Below are 20254 nucleotides of genomic sequence, written 5' to 3'. Positions count from 1 at the left end.
TGTTTTTTCCGACGAATGCCGTTGATCCGGGTATGAAATAGGAAGGTAGAGGGATAAATTTGGGTTAACATTTGGAATCATACGTTGTTAGTGACGTAATTACCTATCTGCTTCTATTGACCTTGACTACCACGTTGATTACGTTTCCGCTTTCTGTTGGCCAATTGCGTCCCTGGCGTGAGGGCGATGAGGATTCGTTGGTTTACCATGCCAGTAACCGCCGTATCTGGAACAATGTCCGCGACTTTTTCCCCTATCCTTATACACCCAGGGATGCGCATGCATGGGTGCGTTCCAACAAGTCATACCAGCAACCAAACAACCTGGCTATTGAGGTTGACGGTCAGGCTATTGGCAATATCGGCTTCACCGTGAAAGATGATATCTACAGGTACAATGCCGAAATTGGCTACTGGCTCAGCGAATCGTACTGGGGGCGGGGAATAATGACTGAATCCCTTCCGATCATGACGAACTACATCTTCCAGAATTTTCAGGTGAACCGCATTTTTGCCTGCGTACTGGAGGGGAATGTGGGGTCGATGCGCGTACTTGAATCGGCTGGGTACCAGCACGAGGCCATTCATCGAAAAGCGGCAGTGAAAAACAATCAGTACTTAGACGAGCATATTTTTTCCATGCTTCGAACTGAGCATAAAGAGCTAACGCGTTAATTTAGTGTTCGTTAGGTGCTTGGTTTAGTGGAAGCCCAAAATGACCGATCCAGATCCGGTAGAAACTTACAAGACTATAGGTCATCTTTGTGATTATTTTGTCAAAACAAGTGCCGCTTCGGCGGGACAGATTTTCATGCCGAAGATAGTTATCGCAATTGATGGGTATTCCAGCTGCGGGAAGAGTACAACCGCCAAGGAGGTAGCCGCCCGAATGGGGTATGGCTATATTGATACGGGGGCTATGTACCGGGCCGTTAGCCTTTTTTTTATTCGGGAGCATGTCTCGCTCTCCAGTACGAAAGAAGTTACCGCTGCGCTGGAAAAAATCCATATCACCTTCAATCACAACAACCGAACGGGTAAGAACGAAACCTGCCTCAACGGCCTGAACGTAGAGGAGGAGATTCGTAAAATGTACATCTCCAATATCGTTAGTGAAGTAAGTGCCATTCCGGAAGTGCGTTGGGCCATGGTAGCTCAACAACAGAAAATGGGCCGTCGGCGGGGTGTCGTGATGGATGGCCGCGATATTGGTACGAAGGTGTTTCCAGATGCCGAAGTGAAAGTATTCATGACGGCCGATACACACACCCGAGCCCAGCGCCGGCAGCAGGAACTCCTCGCCAAAGGCGAACTGGTCAATCTGGAGGCTATTGTCAAAAACCTCGAAAAGCGCGACCTCATTGATACTACCCGTTCCGAAAGCCCACTGGTGCAGGCACCAGACGCCGAATTACTCGATACCTCGCACATGACCATCGAAGAACAGGTCGATTGGGTCATCGAACGCGCCGACCGTCGTCTGGCCGAACTTCATCGTAAAAAAGTGAAGTAGTGGATTGGGTGGAGTAATGAGCCGACTCCATGCACTCTACCACTTCACTCACTCCACGTACTCACTACTAGTAGAATGACTATAGATTACCTGATTGTAGGGCAGGGGGTTGCGGGTTCGGTACTGGCCTGGACGCTGGACCAGCGCGGTTGTTCCGTATTGCTGGCTAACGATCCGGCACGACCATCGGCATCGGCAGTAGCCGCCGGGCTCGTGAATCCACTTACCGGACGCAAACTGGTTCGTACCTGGAAGGCCGATGAGCTGTTCCCATTTCTACACGAATTCTATACGGACATTGAGCAGCAGCTTGGCGTGCAGTTTTTTCATCCCAAAAATATATACCGTCCTTTTCGCTCCGTTGCCGAACAAACCGACTATCTGACCCTGACAAATGAGCCGGAAATCAGGCAATACGTCTCTCAGGCTACTGATGATCAGCAGTATAGTCCATATATCGAAAATTCCTTTGGTGGCCTGGAAGTAACACAGGCAGGCTGGCTGGATTTGACGGAGTTTGTTCGAATTATTAAAGGGTATTTTGTTAGAAAAAATCAATATTTCGAGTTGCCTGTCGAAGTTAACGATTTGACAATCAATAATTCGGGGGTTGAGTGGCAGGGGGTTAAAATCAATAAAGTGATATTCTGCGATGGCGTTCAGTCGCGCGAGAATCCATTATTTGACTGGCTGCCGTATAATCCGGTGAAAGGACAGATTCTGACGGCCCTTGTTGATAAGTATCCTATTAAGAATATAGTTAATCAAGGCGTTTTCATTTTGCCGGTTCGAAACGGACTCATCCGAATCGGGGCAACCTACAGCTGGCATGACCTGGACTGGCAGATAACGGAAGATGGCCGTGCGTATTTAGAGTCGAAGGTAGCCGCCGTGCTGAAAGTGCCTTATCAGATTGTGGCCCAACATGCGGGTATCCGCCCGTCAACCAAAGATCGGCGTCCGTTTATTGGCTTGCATCCCGCACAGCCAGCGGTGGGTATATTTGGGGGTATGGGTACTAAGGGCGTGTCCCTGGCTCCTTATTTGGCCGAAGAATTTGCCCGCTACCTCTTAGATGGTGAAGATTTGGCTCCGGAAGCGAATATTAGCCGGTGCATTTCGTTATATCATGGCAGTTGATTAGTTTTCCGAATAAGGTTTTTAACTTGAAACAATAGGGCGAAAACCAGAGTAGTGGTTTTACCGTAAACGTTGAATAAGAAACCATTAGTCAGCGTCTTTAATACCCGTTATGCGAAATCAATACATACTGATGTTAGGCTTGTGGCTGGCCGGATTAAGCGTGGCTACGGCACAGAACTATCCGTCGCTGGAGCGATTTGGAAAAAATCGTATTCAGTACCGGAATTTCGACTGGAAAATCATTCGAACATCCAACTTCGAAATCTACTACTATCAGGATGGGAACCAGATTGCCAACCTGACGGCGCAGTATGCCGAATCAGAGTTTGACCGGATCACGGAGCTGCTTGGCTATACGCCCTATAACCGGGTCAAGATATTCCTGTTCAACTCGCCCGAAGAAATGGCCCAGAGCAATATTGGTCTGCAGGGAGGACTCAGTAGTCGGGAACAAAACCTATCCAAATCTCGTGTTGAATTGGCCTTTACCGGCGATCAGATTAGTTTTCGGCGGCAGATCATCCGCGATATTGCCATGTTGTTCGTGTATGACATGCTGTACGGTGGCAGTTTGAAAGACGCCTTGCAGAGTTCACTGCTGTTGACCTTACCCGACTGGTTCATGCCCGGCATCGCGTCGTACATTGCTCAGGGGAACAGCCTTGAACTGGACGACTACATGCGCGATGTGTCGCTGAACCGGCCAGTTAAAAAACCGTCGCTGTTGTCTGGAGCTGATGCCGAGCGGGTTGGGCACTCCATCTGGAATTACATCGTTCAGCGGTATGGCCGCGATAATATCTCCAATATCCTGAACCTGACCCGTATTATCCGCAATGAGCAAAACAGTATTTCGAGTACACTGGGTGTTCCGTATAGCCGCTTCCTGCGCGAATGGCGGGAGTATTATGCGGGTATGGCCAATGCTGTAGCGCAGTCGTACCGGGCAGGGTCCGACGACTTCCAGATCAAAGTTGGATCGGCAGACGATAAGTCTCTATTGATCAGCCTCAAATTAAGTCCCGATAAACAGTACATTGCCTATTCATTATTGCGGGATGGGAAATTTAGCGTAGAAGTTATCAATACTACCAACCGCAAAAAGCATACTGTGCTCACAGGCGGCTACCGGCTGGACGGGCAAATAAACCGAACCAGTACCCCCTTACTGGCGTGGCAGAAGGATAATAATCTGCTGGTCGTGACTGATGAATTGGGTAAAACGAATCTGTATCAGTACAGTGACTTCGACAAGCGGCCAAAACGCCAGTTTAAACGACAGGTGAACGGATTGTCGCAGGTGGTCTGGATGAATGCGTCGGAAGATGGCGGCAGTCTGATTATGAGTGCCGACCGCAAAGGCCAGAACGACCTGTTCCTGTACAGCATTAACCGAGGATCTTACCAACAGTTGACGAACGATCTGTACGACGATTTGTACCCTGCTTTTGTGGGCCGTACTGCCCGGCAGGTGGTTTTCAGTTCCAACCGGCGTCAGGATACGCTGGGTGTAGACAAAGGGACGTATCGAACCATTCGTGACCAGTTGAGCCTGTTCTCCCACGAAGGCAGCGCCCGCGATCTGTCGCTGGTTCGATTGACGGATTCACTGGGTCAGGCAACGCAGCCAATTCCAGCCGGTGAAACGACCGTTTATTTCCTGAATGACGCCAATGGTATTCGAAATTTGTACCGACTCGAAACGGAAACGAAGCAGATCAGTCAGCTAACGGCTTTCCCTGAGAGTATTCGGCTGTATGACCTCAAGCCGGGTAACGGCGGATTCGTGTACAGTAGCCTTAAAAATGGTGACGAGTATATAGGATTCCGTTCGCAGTTCAACCTGTCGCAAACAGCACAGGCGCCACCTACCCAGCGGAGTGTGGCCATTAATCGGTTAAATCCGGCCAACGCCCCACGAGCTGCACAACCTAAAACGGATACAACTACCCGGGCAAACCGAAGCTCCGCTGACTCAAGTATGGCGGGCCGCACAACGCCGGGAGCCCTCTCGTATACGCCTAAACTGGCGCTGGAGCCGGGTGAAGTAGATACAGATAATTACCAGTTTGATCCGGAGGTAGTCAAGGCGGCTGAGTTTCGTCAGCGTCGTTCGGTTGTTGGTGTGTCGCCTGGGCTAACCACGGCCCCCCCCCGAAATCGACGTCGGGAAAACATTACCATCCGCGGCCCCTTCGATTATAAAGCAACGTTTGGCGTCAATGAAGCTCCGTCTAACTGGCGCGTTGATCCGATCAAAGGATTTGGGTATTCCCAGGAAGTAACTCTGACCGATTTGCTGGAGAACCACGTTCTGCGTGCCGGTGGGTTTATCAGCCTGACCAACACGCTCCGGAACAGTGACTTATTTGCCGAATATACAAACCTTACCCATCTAATTGATTTTGGCGCCAGGGTCGACCGGCAGACCCTTTTTGTGGATGGCTCGGGAATTCTTCAAAAGTACCGATACAATCGGGTTGCTCTGTCGGCGTCTTATCCGGTTTCGGTCAATAGCCGGTTCACGGTATCACCGTTCTACGCGATCACCCGCTTAATTGATCTGTCTTCTTTTGCCGAACCAGACCGTGTATCCGATTATGCCGGTCTGCGGGGTGAGTTTGTCTTCGATAATACAAATGTGAATGGCATGAACATGGTAGTGGGCACAAAGGCTAAACTTCGGTATGAAGAGTACGCTGGCCTGCGAAGTTCGTCGGAAGGCTTCCGCAGAATCTCCTTCGATTTGCGCCACTACCAGCGTCTGCATCGTGATTTGATTCTGGCTACACGTTTTTCGTTCAGTCAGTCAGGTGGCGCTTCGCCGAAGAAAAGTACGCTGGGTGGCATGGAAAACTGGATTGGCGGGCAAAAAGAACCGATTGCGTCAAACCCGCTGCTGGTTCCGAACGCCACACAAAACGAGATTCCGTACGATTATCGGAACGTTTTCTTCCTTGATTTTGCCGCGCCTTTGCGTGGGTTTAATCAGGGAAAGTTAACGGGCAACAGCTATATGTTGTTCAACGCTGAACTCCGGTTGCCGCTGGTTCGGTATTTATACCGGGGAAATATAACGTCCAATTTCCTGCGGAATTTACAACTAGTGGCGTTTACGGATATTGGCACGGCCTGGACTGGAAGTGGACCTTTCAGTCAGCAAAACAGTCTCAATACGGAGGTTGTTGGCGGTGGGAATATTCCATTCAGAGCAACGGTCACGAATTTCAAAAACCCATTTCTTATTGGGTATGGAGCAGGTATTCGCACAATGATCTTTGGCTACTTTGTGAAGTTCGATTATGGATGGGGCCTTGAGGATAAGACGGTGGGCAAGCCAATACCTTATCTAACGCTTGGCTATGATTTCTAGGCCGTATTAATTCGTACGTTTTTCTAAGCCGCTCCTCCAGGAGCGGCTTTTTTTTATACCGTTGTCGACTCCTCTGCAGCCCGCACGTTTATATCAGTCCGTTGGCTTCTGCCACTGGCCAACGAAACACTTTCCCATTTGCACATAGTCAGCTCAGTTCCTTTAGCTGCGGCCTCTATCAAGCCTCCGACAGAATATATGTCCCGGCTTAGTTCAGGTGGGTTGCCAAATAAGTAAACCAAATAGCGTCATATCAGGCACACTTGGCATAGTTTTCGCTAACCCTCTACCGCCATAAATAGCTTCCCTATATCACTGATACTAGGTGTATAAACCTTGATTGATTCAGTATAAGGGCTTCAGTATGCATGTGTAATTATCTCATAATGAGATAGTTGTTTGCTTGCGCCATCTGCCTTTGGTAGGCAAGGTGTTGTTTGGCATAGTTTTAGTTGAATTGTAAGGAAGCAAAAGAGCCATTGACGAATGGAACAGGAACCCGTGACTAATCATGGGTCTACATGTCTGAGTCAATATGCTCTGCTGCATGGAATCGCTACTATTAAACCGTCCTAAACCGAGTTGTAGATGGAAGAAATATCTATACGACGTACCAATTTTTCTAAACCCATCGCTGGCAGCCAGGATGAGACGTATAGCCTCACCGGGCGGTTCATTAGCTTCCTGCTGAAAGTCTACTATGTACTCCTTATGTCCGTTAAAAAGGGCACATGTCTGTTAAGGGGTCATTCGTTGCCGATACACGAATCGGCTACTTCTTCAAAAATCCAACGACTTGTCGAGGGCTTTGCCGGGTCTGTTGGCGAGCCACCTGACGTGGATGGTTCGAGTCCCCCTGGTTTCCTAAACCAACAGTTACAAAAAGCTCCTACTTATTTTGCACAACATCCAATGAATGAGCAAACTATACTATTAAAGTCGTTTGGTGAAGATTTTCCGAAAGCGGTATCCGACTCGGGTGGAGGGCCATCACCAGCACAGCCAGCAGGAGTCAGCCGCTTTGCTGAGCTACTGGTTTCTTTGGTCAGCTATATGCACGGCATGCCTTTTCTGAAGGGTGCCTATTCTGTGTTAACTTTATTCGTACTCTGGCTGGCTATTGCGCCCGCGCAGGCACAGGCTCCCGTAAAAATAAATTTGCAGTTACATAAAACGGTTAGTAATCAAAGTCCGGGCATCGGCGATATCGTTACGTACACTGTCGTAGTATCGAATGCACCCGGCTCGGTTATAGCGACCAATGTGCTGGTTAAAGACGAACTGCCGATTGGGGGCGTAACTTATGTGCCCAACTCCGCCAGTACGCTTCGGGGTACGGCTACCTTCACTTCTGTCGTGTCGTCTACAGTCGTTACAGGGCTTTGGAACATTGCGTCCATTGCACCGGGCGACTCTGCTGTGATGGTCATGAAAGCGACGGTCAATGAACGGGGTGTTTGGTTCAATACGGCAGAAGTTGCGTCAGCGGACCAGTCTGATATAAACTCGATACCTAATAACCAAAGTCTGGTAGAAGATGATTACGACGCTGTATGCTTTTCGGTTCCTATACTCTGGTATACAGGTGATGAGTATACAGTAACGATTCCAACGGGCTATGATGAGATCGTATGGTATCGGAATGATACGGCAATTGTTCCAACGGCCGTATCGACCTTATTAGCCGAAGTTAATAGCGATAAGTCACTGACAATAAAAAGCCCGGGCGTATACCGGTTTGTAACGTATCGAACCGGATGCCCCGCCAAAAACTGTTGCGACATTCAGGTAATACCGGGACCTTATGGTAGTCTGGGTGACTTTGTATTCGTCGACGCGAATAAAAACGGTGCTCAGGATACGGGCGAAACCGGCATAGGTGGTGTTAAAGTCTATTTGTATGATCAGCTTGGGACAACCAAACTGGATTCGACCGTTACGTCTGGTACCGGTAAATACTTGTTTGATAGCTTAACGGATGGGAGTTACGTAGTTCGTTTTATGGCGCCCACCGGGTATTCGTCGACAACGGCGAATGCCATAGGTGTATCGGATGCGCTGGACAGCGACGCCGGTGTAAATGGCTTTACAGGTGTCTATACGATTGACACAAGCAAGCCAACTTCCAGTACGGCCCGTAATAATCCGACAGTTGATGCCGGGTATTTCATGCCTACCGCTTCGTTGGGTGACTTCGTCTTTGAAGATACCAACAAAGACGGCATTCAGCAGCCAGGTGAGCCGGGTATACCGGGTGTAGTGGTTACCTTATATGTGAATGGTGTCTCGTCGTTAACAACGCTGACTAATTCCAGTGGTTTATACTCCTTCACGGGTTTAACACCGGGCAGCAGTCTGAGCTACTCCGTTGGCTTCACGGCTCCTTCCGGGTTTACCGCAACACTGGCAAACCAGGGTTCAGATCCTGCCAAAGATTCTGACATCAACCCGGCCACGGGTCGTACGCAGTCGGTAACGCTGGCCGCCGGTGAAAATAATACAACGCTGGACGCTGGTTTCTTCCCAGCATGCCCGGTCAACTTCAACCTGGTTGTATCGAACGATGCGTCGATCTGCAACGGTGAGTCAACCATGCTGATGGCGTCGACTTCGGTGCCGCGTGCCAAACTCAACTGGTATTTGACACCTTACGACGGAACCGCTTTTGCAACCGTCGAAAATGGAGTGGGCGTTTCGGTCAACCCAACCACAACAACTATCTATTATGTTGAAGCGGTAACGGCGGATGGCTGTAAGAGCGCCCGTCGACCAGTTGCGGTAACGGTTACAACGATACCAACACCGATCTACCTGGGTACTATCGCCAATACATGCCCGTCGAAAACGGTCGATCTAACGAAGATTCAGTTAGAGAACTTCAATTCCGGGTTGACATACGAGTATTACACGAGTCTGGAACGTTCGGCAACTACACGCGTAACAAACCTGACGGCTGTTGGCGCTGGTAAATACTACCTGTTCGCCAAGTCGGGAAGTTGCTACAGCAATCCGGCGGTACTGACCGTTCAGGTTAATAACTGCGAATGCCAGACTGTGGCTGGTGTGAATATCGGCCAAGGGGTGGCTATCTGCTCCGGGGATGTCGTTCCGCTCAAAGCGGTGCTTTCCGGCTCGGCAACGAGTGTCGTCTGGTCAACAAATGGTACGGGTACGTTTAGTAACCCAGCCAGCCTGTCGACAACCTACACCCCATCTGTGGCCGACATCGGCACTGGCAACGTCGTACTTACTGCAACGACCAACGATCCGGATGGGCCGGGTGGTGTTTGTCAGGCGGCTTCCAGCTCATTGATTGCGCAAATTAACAAGCGGCCGGAGGCACCTGTGAACGTAGCTGCTGAAGATGCATTAGTTTGCCAGGGAAGCAGCACGAAGCTGGTTGCATTTTCGCCAGGAAGCAGAATTAACTGGTACGACCAGGACGGTAAGCTGATCGGGACAACCCAGAGTGGTGAGAAACTCGTCGTTACGCCGACAAAGGCAGGGGCTCTCGTGTACATGGCAGAAGCCTTATCCAGCGCTGGCTGTGTTAGCCCACGTACCTCACTGACGGTTACGGTAGGCGCCTGCCTTGCCGATCTGGGCGTGGTGAAAGAAGTGGTAACGCCCGGTACGTATAGCGTTGGTCAGAAGATCACTTACGCAATTACCGTAACGAACAACGGTCCGGTAACAGCCAACAATGTGAAGGTAACGGATTTACTGCCTGCAACACTGACGTTTGTTAGCGCTACACCCGTTGGCCAGTATAATGCCGCAACGGGTATCTGGACCATTGGTACAATGGCCTCCAAAGCTAACCGTAGTCTATTGGTAGAGGCTACCATCAATGCTGCGGGTTCGATTACGAACACGGCCATTGTGAGCAGTCCGGACAATGATCCGAAGTATCCGAAAAACGATACCTCATCGGTAACGATTCCGGTTGTTCCCTGTTCAATTCAGCCACCAACGTTGGCTTGTGCAATCACCGAAATTTGCAAGGGTGGAACAACGACCCTGACTGCCAGAGGATGCGAAGGTGGTTCGCTGCTGTGGTCGAATGGAAAAACGGGCGACGTGATTTTTGTCGCGCCGAGCGTTACGACAACCTACACCGCAAGTTGTGTGGTTGGTGCCTGCACCAGTATTGCTTCGAATGCCATCACGGTAACCGTTGTTGAGCCGAAGGTGCCAGTCATTACGGCCAGTGCGGATAATGTTTGCCCTGGCACGTCTGTAACACTAACGGCATCGGGTTGCGTGGGTGGAACGATTGTCTGGTCGGATAAAGCGCAGACCGGAACATCAATCGTGGTTACACCTTACAGCAAAACGACCTACACCGCTCAGTGTGTGATCGGTAACTGCCCAAGTAACCCGGCGACAAAGACGATTAACATCACAACGGATCTGCCAACGCCAACCATTGTATGCAGTACAACGGTTGTTTGCCCTGGCGAAACGGTAACCTTAACGGTTGAGAATTGCGTCGGTACACCGTACTGGAGTAATACGACCGCTACAACGGGTAGCATCATTGTCACGCCAACCCCTGGCAACAACAGCTACTCTGTCTATTGTAAAACGGATGGCGGCTGCGTAAGCAAGTCATCGGCTGTGTATACAATTAGCGTTGTGGCACCTGCTGTGCCGACGGTAACCGCCAGTACCGACACTGTTTGTGTTGGCGGTGCGGTTACGCTGACAGCGACCAACTGCAATGGAACTGTTAAGTGGAATGTTGCCAACCAGACAGGACCGAGCATCGTCGTCTACCCGACTGCGAATATCAGCTACTTCGCCTGGTGTGAGTCGCGGTCTTGCCAGAGCCAGCCATCGAGCACGGTTAACGTCACCGTTATTTCGCCAACTGCTCCAATTATTTCGGTAAGCAGTACAACGATCTGTAGCGGGAATAAGCTAACCCTAACGGCCAAAGGCTGCACTGGTACGGTGAAATGGTACGGCATGGATGGCGCTGCGAAAATCGGTGCCAGCATCGACATCTTCCCAACGGCTACGGCAACGTATTACGCAACCTGCCAAATAGGTAAATCCTGCGAGAGTGAAGCGTCGAATAAAGTTCGTGTAACTGTGAGCACCTCATCGGTTTCGGCTCCGGTTATTACAGCCTCGTCGCTATCCATTTGTAGCGGTGGTCTTGTATCGCTAACGGCTACCGGCTGTACGGGTGGTACCGTGAAATGGTCTGACGGCCAGACTGGCCCGGTAGCTCAGGTAACCGTAACCCCTGGCAATCGTGAATTCTACGCACTGTGTGTGCCAACATCGGCTAGCGCTTGCGGATCGGGTAAATCGAACACGATTTCGATTAACGTAACACCGATGCCAGTACCAACCATAACCTGCTCTACGGATACCATCTGTCCGGGAGAAACGGTAACATTGACGGTCAACAACTGTCTGGGTACACCACGCTGGAGCAGCACAACGGCTGCAACCGGCAGCATCGTCGTTTCGCCAACGGCCACTACATCATACTCCGTTTTCTGTTCAAACGGAACCTGCACCAGCGAAACCTCAAAACAGTACACCATTACGGTACTGCCGGCAGCCATACCAACGGTTACGGCATCGGCAACGACCGTTGCCGCCGGTGGAACGGTTACGCTAACAGCTACCGGCTGTAATGGAGACGTAATCTGGTCGGCCAATGACATCAACGGAAATAACAAAGGCGCAATCATTGTTGTGCGGCCAGAAGGCACACAAACCTACTACGCGCAGTGTAAATTCCATACCTGTCTGAGCGATCCATCGGTGACGATTGTTATCAACCCGGTCAACTGCATAGTGAAGGCAGGAGCGCTGGTTGCTGCAAACGGCACTGTCTGTGGCGGAACGAGCAGTACGGTAACGGTTTCGGCTACACCAACTGGCGGACTGGTACAACCGGCTGGTTACTCCGTCCTGTATGTCCTGACGAAAGGCACCCAGAAGGTGATTCAGCAAACCAGCGCGACGCCACAGTTCAGCGTGTCGTCCGATGCGGGTGAGTATACCATCCATACGCTGGTCTACAATGCCAACGCTGGAGACAAGAATTACCTCGATCTGTCGGTGGTAAAACCAGGCATTACAACAGCGGCTGAAGTGCTGTTGCTGATCGGCAATAAGTGCGCTGCGCTCGATGTAACCGGTGCCCCGGTGAGGGTGAGGGTAATAGAGCCGCCTGTTTTATCGACAACGGCATCGAAAACCGTATGTTATGGCAGCACGGTAACATTTACTGCCAGCGGTTGCGAGAGTGGAGTCGTTACCTGGTCTGACGGATCGATTGGGAAAACCATTCAGAAGACGGCCTACACTACCCTCTGGCTTATGGCAACCTGCACTATTGATGGTTGCACCAGCAAATCGTCGAAAGACCTTGATGTTGAAGTTGCTACCCCCGCCATCCCGATTATCGTTAGCAATGCCCCCGCTGTGTGCGTTAGCGAAACGGTTTCATTGACGGCTACAGGTTGTGTGGGTGGTACCTACATCTGGTCGGATAATACGGCGGTTGGCAATACGCTGACCATCACACCAACGGCCGACGTAAGCTACCGGGTGCGGTGTAAAGTGGGCGATTGCTTAGGTGACTGGTCTGCTTACACAACGATCAGAGTAGGCACACCAGCGGCCCCGACTATTTCGGTTGCCGGGTCTCCTAATAACATCACGACCTGCTTCGGTGCACCGGTAACCCTGGTGGCTGAAGGCTGTTCACCAAATAGTTACGTGACCTGGTCGAATAACCAGGTAGGCTCGTCGATCACGGTGTCACTAGCCGCTTCGGCCACCTTTACAGCGAAGTGCTGTAACTCGAACCAGTGTAAGAGCGCACCGTCGAATACCATTTCGGTAACGATACTGCCGAAAGTGCCGCAGCCAGTTGTTATTGATAAAACGAACGCCTGTCCGTTCGTAACGGTCGATCTGGCTACCGCTGTGACGAGCAGTCCAGCCACAACAGGTGGTTTGTTCGAATACTATACCAACACGTCACTGAGCAGCGATGCCAAAGTGGCTAACCCGGCGGCTGTTGGTAGCGGAACGTATTATGTCGTAGAGAAAACGACTGCCGGTTGTGTAAGCCAGCCGGTTGCGGTTCATGTGCAGATCAACAGCTGTGTTGAGCCAAAACCATGCGACACAAAGAATCCGGCAACAGCCAATGCCGGTGCTGACGCGAGTGTTTGTGCCGCGAAGACCTATCAACTGAGTGGTGTTATGGGTGGTGCGGGTAAAACCGCCCACTGGACCACCAGTGGTAGCGGTTCATTCAACAATTCGTACGCGCTCAATGCCATCTACACGGCCAGTGCCGAGGATATCCTGTTGGGCAAAGTAACACTGACCCTGACGGTCAGTACAGACAATGCCAACTGCCCGGTGGCTACGGATAATATGCTGCTGACAATTGACGGCATCAAATCGGTTCCGGTCATAACGGTGGTGGGTGCAACGAACCTGTGCTATGGCGACTCTGTAACCCTGAAAGCGCCTGCCGGTGCGGCAGGCTACCGATGGAGCAACAATGCCACGACCCAAACGATTGTGGTGAAAACCAACGGCTCGTATAACGTTCAGTTTTTTGATGCCAAAGGATGTAGCTCGATTAAATCGGATAATGTAGTCGTGAAAGTCGCTGAGCCGGTTATGCCGCCCCTGGTAACTGACCTGCGCAATACCTGTCCGTCGAAAATTGTCGATCTGACAAAAGCGCTGGCGTCTCCAAAGTCTGGAAATCCCTACATATATCGGATCTGCGAGTGTGTTACATCCAACATCGTAGTTCGTCCGGATTCTGTGTGCGAAGGCACTTACTGGATTGTGGAGAAAGGACCGACCGGTTGCCTGAGCGCCCCTGCTAAAGTGGTCGTTAAGGTCTTCAACTGTGCTACCGACACCGTAGCAACGGACGTGAGCATCGCGAAAATAGCCAGCACCGCTTTTGTGAAGAATGGCTCGCCTGTTGTATATACCCTGAAGGTGACCAACAATGGTAAGTATACGGCCAAGAACATCCATGTTCGCGACGTATTACCCAAAGGACTGGAACTGCTCCCCGCATCGGCCCCCGCTTACACGGTGTCGAACGGTGTGCTCACCAAACGGATTGACAGCCTGAAGGCAGGTCAGTTTATGGATATTGTCTTCAGCGCACGTATTACGATGAAAGGCAAGGATGTGGTGAACAAAGCCGAGATTACTTATCTCGACAACCAGGACCCCAATCTGTCGAACAACAGTTCAAGTGTAACGGTGAAAGATACATCGTCGCGCAGAGCAAGTCTAGTTGGTTTGGCGAAAGCAGTACTCGGACAGCCGCTGGCCGTTGGTGACTCGCTCATCAAAGTCTCGTACAGCTTCGTCGTGACCAACTTCGGCGACGACACCCTGCGTAATGTAGTCGTAAACGATGATCTGGCCAGTGTTTTCGCCCCCAACAAGGTAACATCTGCTAAAGTAACCCTGCTAAACACGGGCTCTACGCTGGTGGTTGACCCTGCCTTCACGGGCCAGGGCACAAACAGGAAAATGACCGGTTCGGCGAGTTATCTGCTGGCGGGTGCTTCGCAGTCGTTTAAACTCGACCTTACGGTAAAGCGTGCGAATGGCGATACCACAAAGGTGTTCCGCAACACGGCTGATGTGTCGGCACTGAACAGTGTAACAACGGTCTCTGACCTCTCCACAAACGGTGGTGATGCTGATCCGGACAATGACGGCAATCCGGCGAACAACTCGTCAGTAGCCAGCTTCACCCTGAACACGGGTCAGCCTAAAGGAGCAAGTCTTGGCTTGGCACTGGCAGTGATCAAGGTGCAGCAGCAGCCAGACAGTTCGTACAACGTAACCTACAAGGCAACGCTCAAAAACTTCGGTGATGTAGCGTTGAAAGGTATAGTACTAACGGATAGCCTGATTCGCACTTTTGCCGCACCGGTAACGTACAACGTAGTGGGAACGCCCATCGTAGGTGCAGGCAGCACACTGGTTGCCAACCCGTACTTCAACGGAAACAGTCAGCCGACTATTCTGACAAAGTCCAGCCAACTGGGTGTGGGTGTTCAGGATACCGTGCTGTTTACAGTGAATGTGAAGACCAATGGTAATTATGGCCCCTTCTATTCCAGCGCAACGGTGGTGGGCCACACGCCCGATTCGAGTCAGGTTGTTAAAGACATCTCGAATAGCGGATTCGACCCGGCACCGGCTGGCTCAACCGCCACAACGGTTCGCTTCGATCTGCCGAAAGGCCTGATTGGTGTGGCTAAGTCGGTGGGGACGCCGGTACTGGTTTCAGCTGGTGTGTACGATATACCGTATACCATTACGGTAAGTAACGTGGGTAGTGTTCCACTGACGAAAGTACAGGTGGTGGATAACCTCTCGCAGACTTTCGGCCATGGTGCGCTGATTGTGAGCAACCAGGTTTCTGTAACGAGCACAGGTACGGTAGTTGTTAATCCGGCCTATACCGGGCAGGGATTGATTACGAATATGCTGATTGACTCCCTGAGTACGCTGGCGGTAGGTGCGAAGAGCCATCTGAGATTTACCGTTCGGGTTGATGTGCGTAATGCCGACTCGCTGACATTCTTCAACAGAGCGGATGCTTCTGCCCTGACGCCCACTAAAGAGGTGGTGCAGGATATGTCGACGGCCGGTACAAACGATGATCCGGACAATGACCTGGATCCGCGCAATAACAGCCAGCCAACGCCAATTGCGCTGAATGCAGCATCGACTACATCGTACATTGGTTTAGCCATGGCCGTACGCGATACCGCTCAACAGGCAGATGGCAGCGTGAATGTTACGTACCAGATTGTGGTGAAGAACTACGGTCCGGATGTGCTGAAGAACGTTAGCATCACAGACTCGCTGTCCAATGTCTTCAACGCAAATACCGGAGCAACGTACAAGGTTGTTAAACCCGTGTTTACAACGTCTACCGGTAGTGCATTGAAGCTAAACCCGAACTTTAATGGCGGTTCTGATCCCGTTCTGGTTCTGGGCGACAGTAGCAGTGTGCTGGCCGTTGGGAAAACCGACAGTCTGCTGATGGTCATCAACGTTGTAAGCAACGGCACAACAACGACCTTCCTGAATTCGGCATACGCCAAGGCAGTAGCTAAAACAGGTGCGGTAAGCGATGTGTCGACGAATGGGTTGAATCCTGACCTCAATGGTAACGGAAACCCAACCGACTCGAACGAACGTGAAGCGACTCCGCTGAACCTGCGGCCTGTAACCCAGTCACTCTTCATACCGGAAGGCTTCTCGCCAAACGGTGACGGCATCAACGACCTGTTCGTGATTCGGGGGGTAGCCGGTTTAACGGTTAGCCTGGAAGTGTACAACCGCTGGGGCCATCTGGTCTATAATAATGACGATTATCACAACGATTGGGATGGCAAGCCGAACGCCGGTATTGCGCTCAGTTCGGATGCGAATGGCGTGCCCGATGGAACGTACTACTACGTAATCCATACCAGCGACGGTCGCAAGTTTGTACGATACATGACGATTAACCGTTAATACCGATGTCAAACAAGTTTTCAACCAAACAGTGGGCATTTGGGCTGCTACTGACCCTCGGGGTCAGTAGCGGCCAGGTCCGGGCGCAGCAGGACAAAATGTTCTCGCAGTATATGTTTAATATGACGGCCATTAACCCGGCCTATGCCGGCAGCCGGGATGTACTGAGCATGTCGGCCCTCTACCGGAACCAGTGGACGGGCTTGCCGGGGGCTCCGCAAACGGCGACGTTTACGGCCGATATGCCCCTCAACAGTGAGCGCGTTGGCGTTGGCCTGCAGCTCTACGGCGACAAGGTGGGCGTTATTCAGGAAACCGGTGCCTTTGCTTCCTATGCCTTTCGCATAAAAGTGGGAACCAAGAGCACATTGGCGCTGGGCTTACAGGCAGGAGCATCGAGCTATCAGGCAAATCTTATGGACGTAAGAACGGCGCTCGATAATCAAATCGACCCGGCTTTCGCCACGAATATTTCGAAGATGCTGCCGAATTTTGGTACGGGCATTTACCTGAGTAATGACCGGTCGTACCTGAGTCTGTCGGTGCCCCGTTTGATCAAAAACAAGCTGAGTGAGTACAACGTTGGCGACTATCGGTCAGTACAGGCCCGCCACGCGTATCTGGCCGCTGGCTTTGTCGTGGGTATCAGCCCCGTTGTGAAGATGAAACCCTCGTTCCTGGCCAAATATGCCGAAGGGGCTCCGATGGGTTTCGACGCCAACATCAACTTCTGGTTTGCTGACCGAATCGCTATTGGCGCGTCCATCCGCCGAAACCAATTTTCGACCTGGACGAAGTATACCACCGACGCGGTTGTGGGTCTGCTCGAAGTGCAGCTGACCGATCAGTTCCGGTTTGGCTACGCCTATGATCGTACGATGAGTAATCTGCAAAGTGTCGCACCAAGTTCGCATGAGATCATGATCCGGTACGAACTCGGCTTTGGTAAAAACCGTATCCTGACACCCCGTTATTTTTAATCGGGAGAGTAGCGCGGTGTAGGCGGGTAACAATATGGTGGAACAGGAAGGAGGTCGAAGGACAACTTTCCTGTTCCACCATTTTCTGTTTTAACACTTCATAATCAATCCATTTGTAAAATTTTAACAGCGTAAAAATCCCGTTTTCGGCCTAGTATTTGCTAGTCAAAAAAGTAGGGTGTCGTTTGCAGGACAGTGACATGCCCTTTCGTTTTTGTGTGGTCTCCCCAACATTTCTACTGTATGACACGTATTTTTTCAATCCTTATACTCGCCTGGGTACTTGTAGGCCCATCGCTGGGACAGTCACTCAGCAAAAAAGCTGACCGCGAGTTTGATCAGTTAGCCTATGCCAGTGCCATTGAGTTATATGAACAGGCACTTGCCAAACCCGGAGCCATGACGGAGGCAGAACTAAGAGATGCTAAAGTTAAATTAGGCTATAGTTATCAGCAGATGCGCGATATGCCCAATGCAGAGCGGGTGTATCGTGACCTGACCGGCACGGGTACCCTTCCTTCTGATTACACCAAATGCTATCTGTTCTATGCCCAGGCGCTGGCCAGTAATGGCAAATACCGTGAGGCCCAGGAAGCCTATGATAAATACGGCAGCTTACAGGCAAGTGATAAGCGAAGTGCTGCCTTCTCCGATCTTTATCAGGATGTGAGTGCCCTTACCCGAAACGCCGGTAGCTACAAGGTTGAGTTTCTGACCATGAATACCCGCAATGCCGAATTCAGCCCGATGCTCTATAAAGACGGACTGGTATTTGTATCGGCGGGCAACGCCGGCAATGGCGTAAAGCGGGTGTTCAAATGGAACAGCACGCCATTTCTGGATTTATACTATCTGCCGGATCTGAAAACGATACAGGCATCTAAGTCATCGAGTCTTGGCGGCAGTTCCCCGGCGGCTAAACGAGTACGTACCCGGCTTATCCGGCCGCTTGGCGATGATGATTATACGGCACCAACAGCCAATGACTCCCGGACTGTTGGTTTTTACGGGGGAAAAAACATCAGTATGGGGTTTGAAGATCAGCCCATCAGCGAATCGGATCGGTTTAGCCGAACACTCAATACAAAATACCACGAAGGGCCCGCTACGTTTTCGCAGGATGGCTCTCTGGTGATATTTACCCGTAACAATTACAACGAAGGACACTACCGCGAGAGTACTGATGGGGTGAACAAGCTGAAGTTGTACACCGCCAGGCAAACGAACGGCAACTGGAGCGAGGTCGAAGAACTGCCGTTTAACAGCGATGAGTTTTCGACGGGACACCCGGCTTTATCCAAAGATGATAAGCTGTTGTACTTCTCCTCTGACCGGCCCGGCGGCCTGGGTGGTACCGATATCTACGTGTCCAAATGGATGAACGGGAAATGGGGACCACCGGTTAACCTGGGTAAAGAAGTGAACTCCAAAGGCAATGAATTATTTCCCTTTGCGGATGAGAAGGGAAATATCTACTTCTCGTCCGACGGACGTGCCGGGTTGGGTGGCCTGGATATTTTCTACGCACAACTAACGGCAGATGGACAGCAGGGTAAGGTTCTCCGCAACCTGGGCGAGCCGATCAATTCACCCAAAGACGATTTTGGCATTGTGACTGATGGTGAGCGAAACAGCGGTTATTTCAGCAGTAATCGTAAAAACGGCGGTGCTGATGATGACGTGTACCGGTTTACCCGCGAAGGGTCGCTCTACCCTTGCCGCGAACTGACCGTGAGCGTAGTGGATGCCAAATCGAAAAAACCCCTGGCCAATACCTCCGTTGCCATGGACAGCCCTGGTAACAATAAGCAGAAGGAGTTGAAAACGGATGCCGATGGACTGGTACGCGTGTGCCTCGATGTCGACAGCGACTTTAAGTTTCTGGCCAGCCGCGAAGGGTATACCGACAATAAAGTTGGGTTCTCCACGCAGGATCTTTCCGATGATCACCCAACTCGTCTGGAAATACTACTCGACAAGCCGGAGGCTGCCCTGCCAGCGATGTCTACCCTGCGCGGGCGTGTACTAACTCAGACCGGCAAATTACCTATGGCGGGCGTCAATGTCGTGCTGGTGAACCGTTGCGACAGCACCAAACAACAAACGACGACCGATGCGGATGGAAACTACGCATTTACCGTACAGCCGGGTTGTGCGTATTCGATCGAATCCATGAAAGAGAATATGGGTACCCTGGGAGGTCACATTTCCAAAGAAGGCACTGGCACTACGGAACTAATAATGTTTAAGAAAGGAGATATTATCCAAATTGATAATATCTATTACGATCTTAACAAAGCAACCATACGCCCCGATGCGGCCGTTGAACTCGACAAAGTGGTTGAACTACTGACTAGATACCCGACAATGACCATCGAGATGCGGTCACATACCGATAGCCGGGCTACAGCCGTGTACAACAAAACACTATCCGGCAATCGGGCAAAGTCGGCGGTGGCGTACCTGACATCCAAGGGAATTGCCAAAAAACGAATGATTGCCAAAGGGTATGGCGAGAGCCAGTTGCTCAATAAATGCAAAGACGGGGTTAACTGCCCCGAAGAGGATCACCAGCACAACCGCCGGACAGAGATTAAAATACTGAAAATTAACTAATTGGGGCTTTCGCATCGTGCCATAAACCCAGGCTACGGTTACTCTGTAACTCACGAGGCAACCGTAGCCTGGG

7 protein-coding genes are annotated in these 20254 nt (G+C 51.1%); all 7 read left to right on the top strand.

What is annotated here, in order from left to right; genetic code table 11:
• The first annotated feature begins 116 nt into the window (after window positions 1-116).
• The 7 genes from ACYVJM_RS09015 (at window position 117) to ACYVJM_RS08985 (ending at window position 20181) form a co-directional block, all read left to right on the top strand.
• Window positions 117-674: a GNAT family N-acetyltransferase gene (locus ACYVJM_RS09015; RefSeq protein WP_461148636.1), complete on the top strand. Its 558-nt coding sequence runs from the start codon at window positions 117-119 to the stop codon at window positions 672-674.
• A gap of 136 nt (window positions 675-810) precedes the next feature.
• Window positions 811-1512, top strand: a complete 702-nt coding sequence (gene cmk, locus ACYVJM_RS09010; RefSeq protein ID WP_461147892.1) for a (d)CMP kinase — start codon at window positions 811-813, stop codon at window positions 1510-1512.
• A gap of 75 nt (window positions 1513-1587) precedes the next feature.
• Window positions 1588-2652: an NAD(P)/FAD-dependent oxidoreductase gene (locus ACYVJM_RS09005; protein ID WP_461147891.1), complete on the top strand. Its 1065-nt coding sequence runs from the start codon at window positions 1588-1590 to the stop codon at window positions 2650-2652.
• A 112-nt stretch (window positions 2653-2764) separates the two neighbouring features.
• The gene (locus ACYVJM_RS09000) at window positions 2765-6028 is read left to right on the top strand and encodes a hypothetical protein (protein ID WP_461147890.1); all 3264 of its coding nucleotides are present in this window, start codon (window positions 2765-2767) and stop codon (window positions 6026-6028) included.
• 912 nt (window positions 6029-6940) lie between these two features.
• Window positions 6941-16585: an SdrD B-like domain-containing protein gene (locus ACYVJM_RS08995; RefSeq protein WP_461147889.1), complete on the top strand. Its 9645-nt coding sequence runs from the start codon at window positions 6941-6943 to the stop codon at window positions 16583-16585.
• 5 nt (window positions 16586-16590) lie between these two features.
• Window positions 16591-17565 (top strand): PorP/SprF family type IX secretion system membrane protein, encoded by a 975-nt coding sequence (locus ACYVJM_RS08990; RefSeq protein ID WP_461147888.1) that lies wholly within the window; start codon window positions 16591-16593, stop codon window positions 17563-17565.
• 243 nt (window positions 17566-17808) lie between these two features.
• Entirely contained in the window at window positions 17809-20181 is a 2373-nt protein-coding gene (locus ACYVJM_RS08985) for a carboxypeptidase regulatory-like domain-containing protein (RefSeq protein WP_461147887.1), read from the top strand.
• The last annotated feature ends 73 nt before the right edge of the window (window positions 20182-20254 follow it).

It is taken from the genome of Spirosoma pulveris, assembly GCF_054781875.1.
This window is presented reverse-complemented; position numbering and strand designations above follow the sequence as displayed.

What these genes read in the sequence shown, in the direction of transcription:
- ACYVJM_RS08985 (WP_461147887.1), top strand. Translation starts at nt 17,809, where the DNA reads ATGACACGTATTTTTTCAATCCTTATACTCGCCTGGGTACTTGTAGGC.
- ACYVJM_RS08990 (WP_461147888.1), top strand. Translation starts at nt 16,591, where the DNA reads ATGTCAAACAAGTTTTCAACCAAACAGTGGGCATTTGGGCTGCTACTG.
- cmk (WP_461147892.1), top strand. Translation starts at nt 811, where the DNA reads ATGCCGAAGATAGTTATCGCAATTGATGGGTATTCCAGCTGCGGGAAG.
- ACYVJM_RS08995 (WP_461147889.1), top strand. Translation starts at nt 6,941, where the DNA reads ATGAATGAGCAAACTATACTATTAAAGTCGTTTGGTGAAGATTTTCCG.
- ACYVJM_RS09000 (WP_461147890.1), top strand. Translation starts at nt 2,765, where the DNA reads ATGCGAAATCAATACATACTGATGTTAGGCTTGTGGCTGGCCGGATTA.
- ACYVJM_RS09005 (WP_461147891.1), top strand. Translation starts at nt 1,588, where the DNA reads ATGACTATAGATTACCTGATTGTAGGGCAGGGGGTTGCGGGTTCGGTA.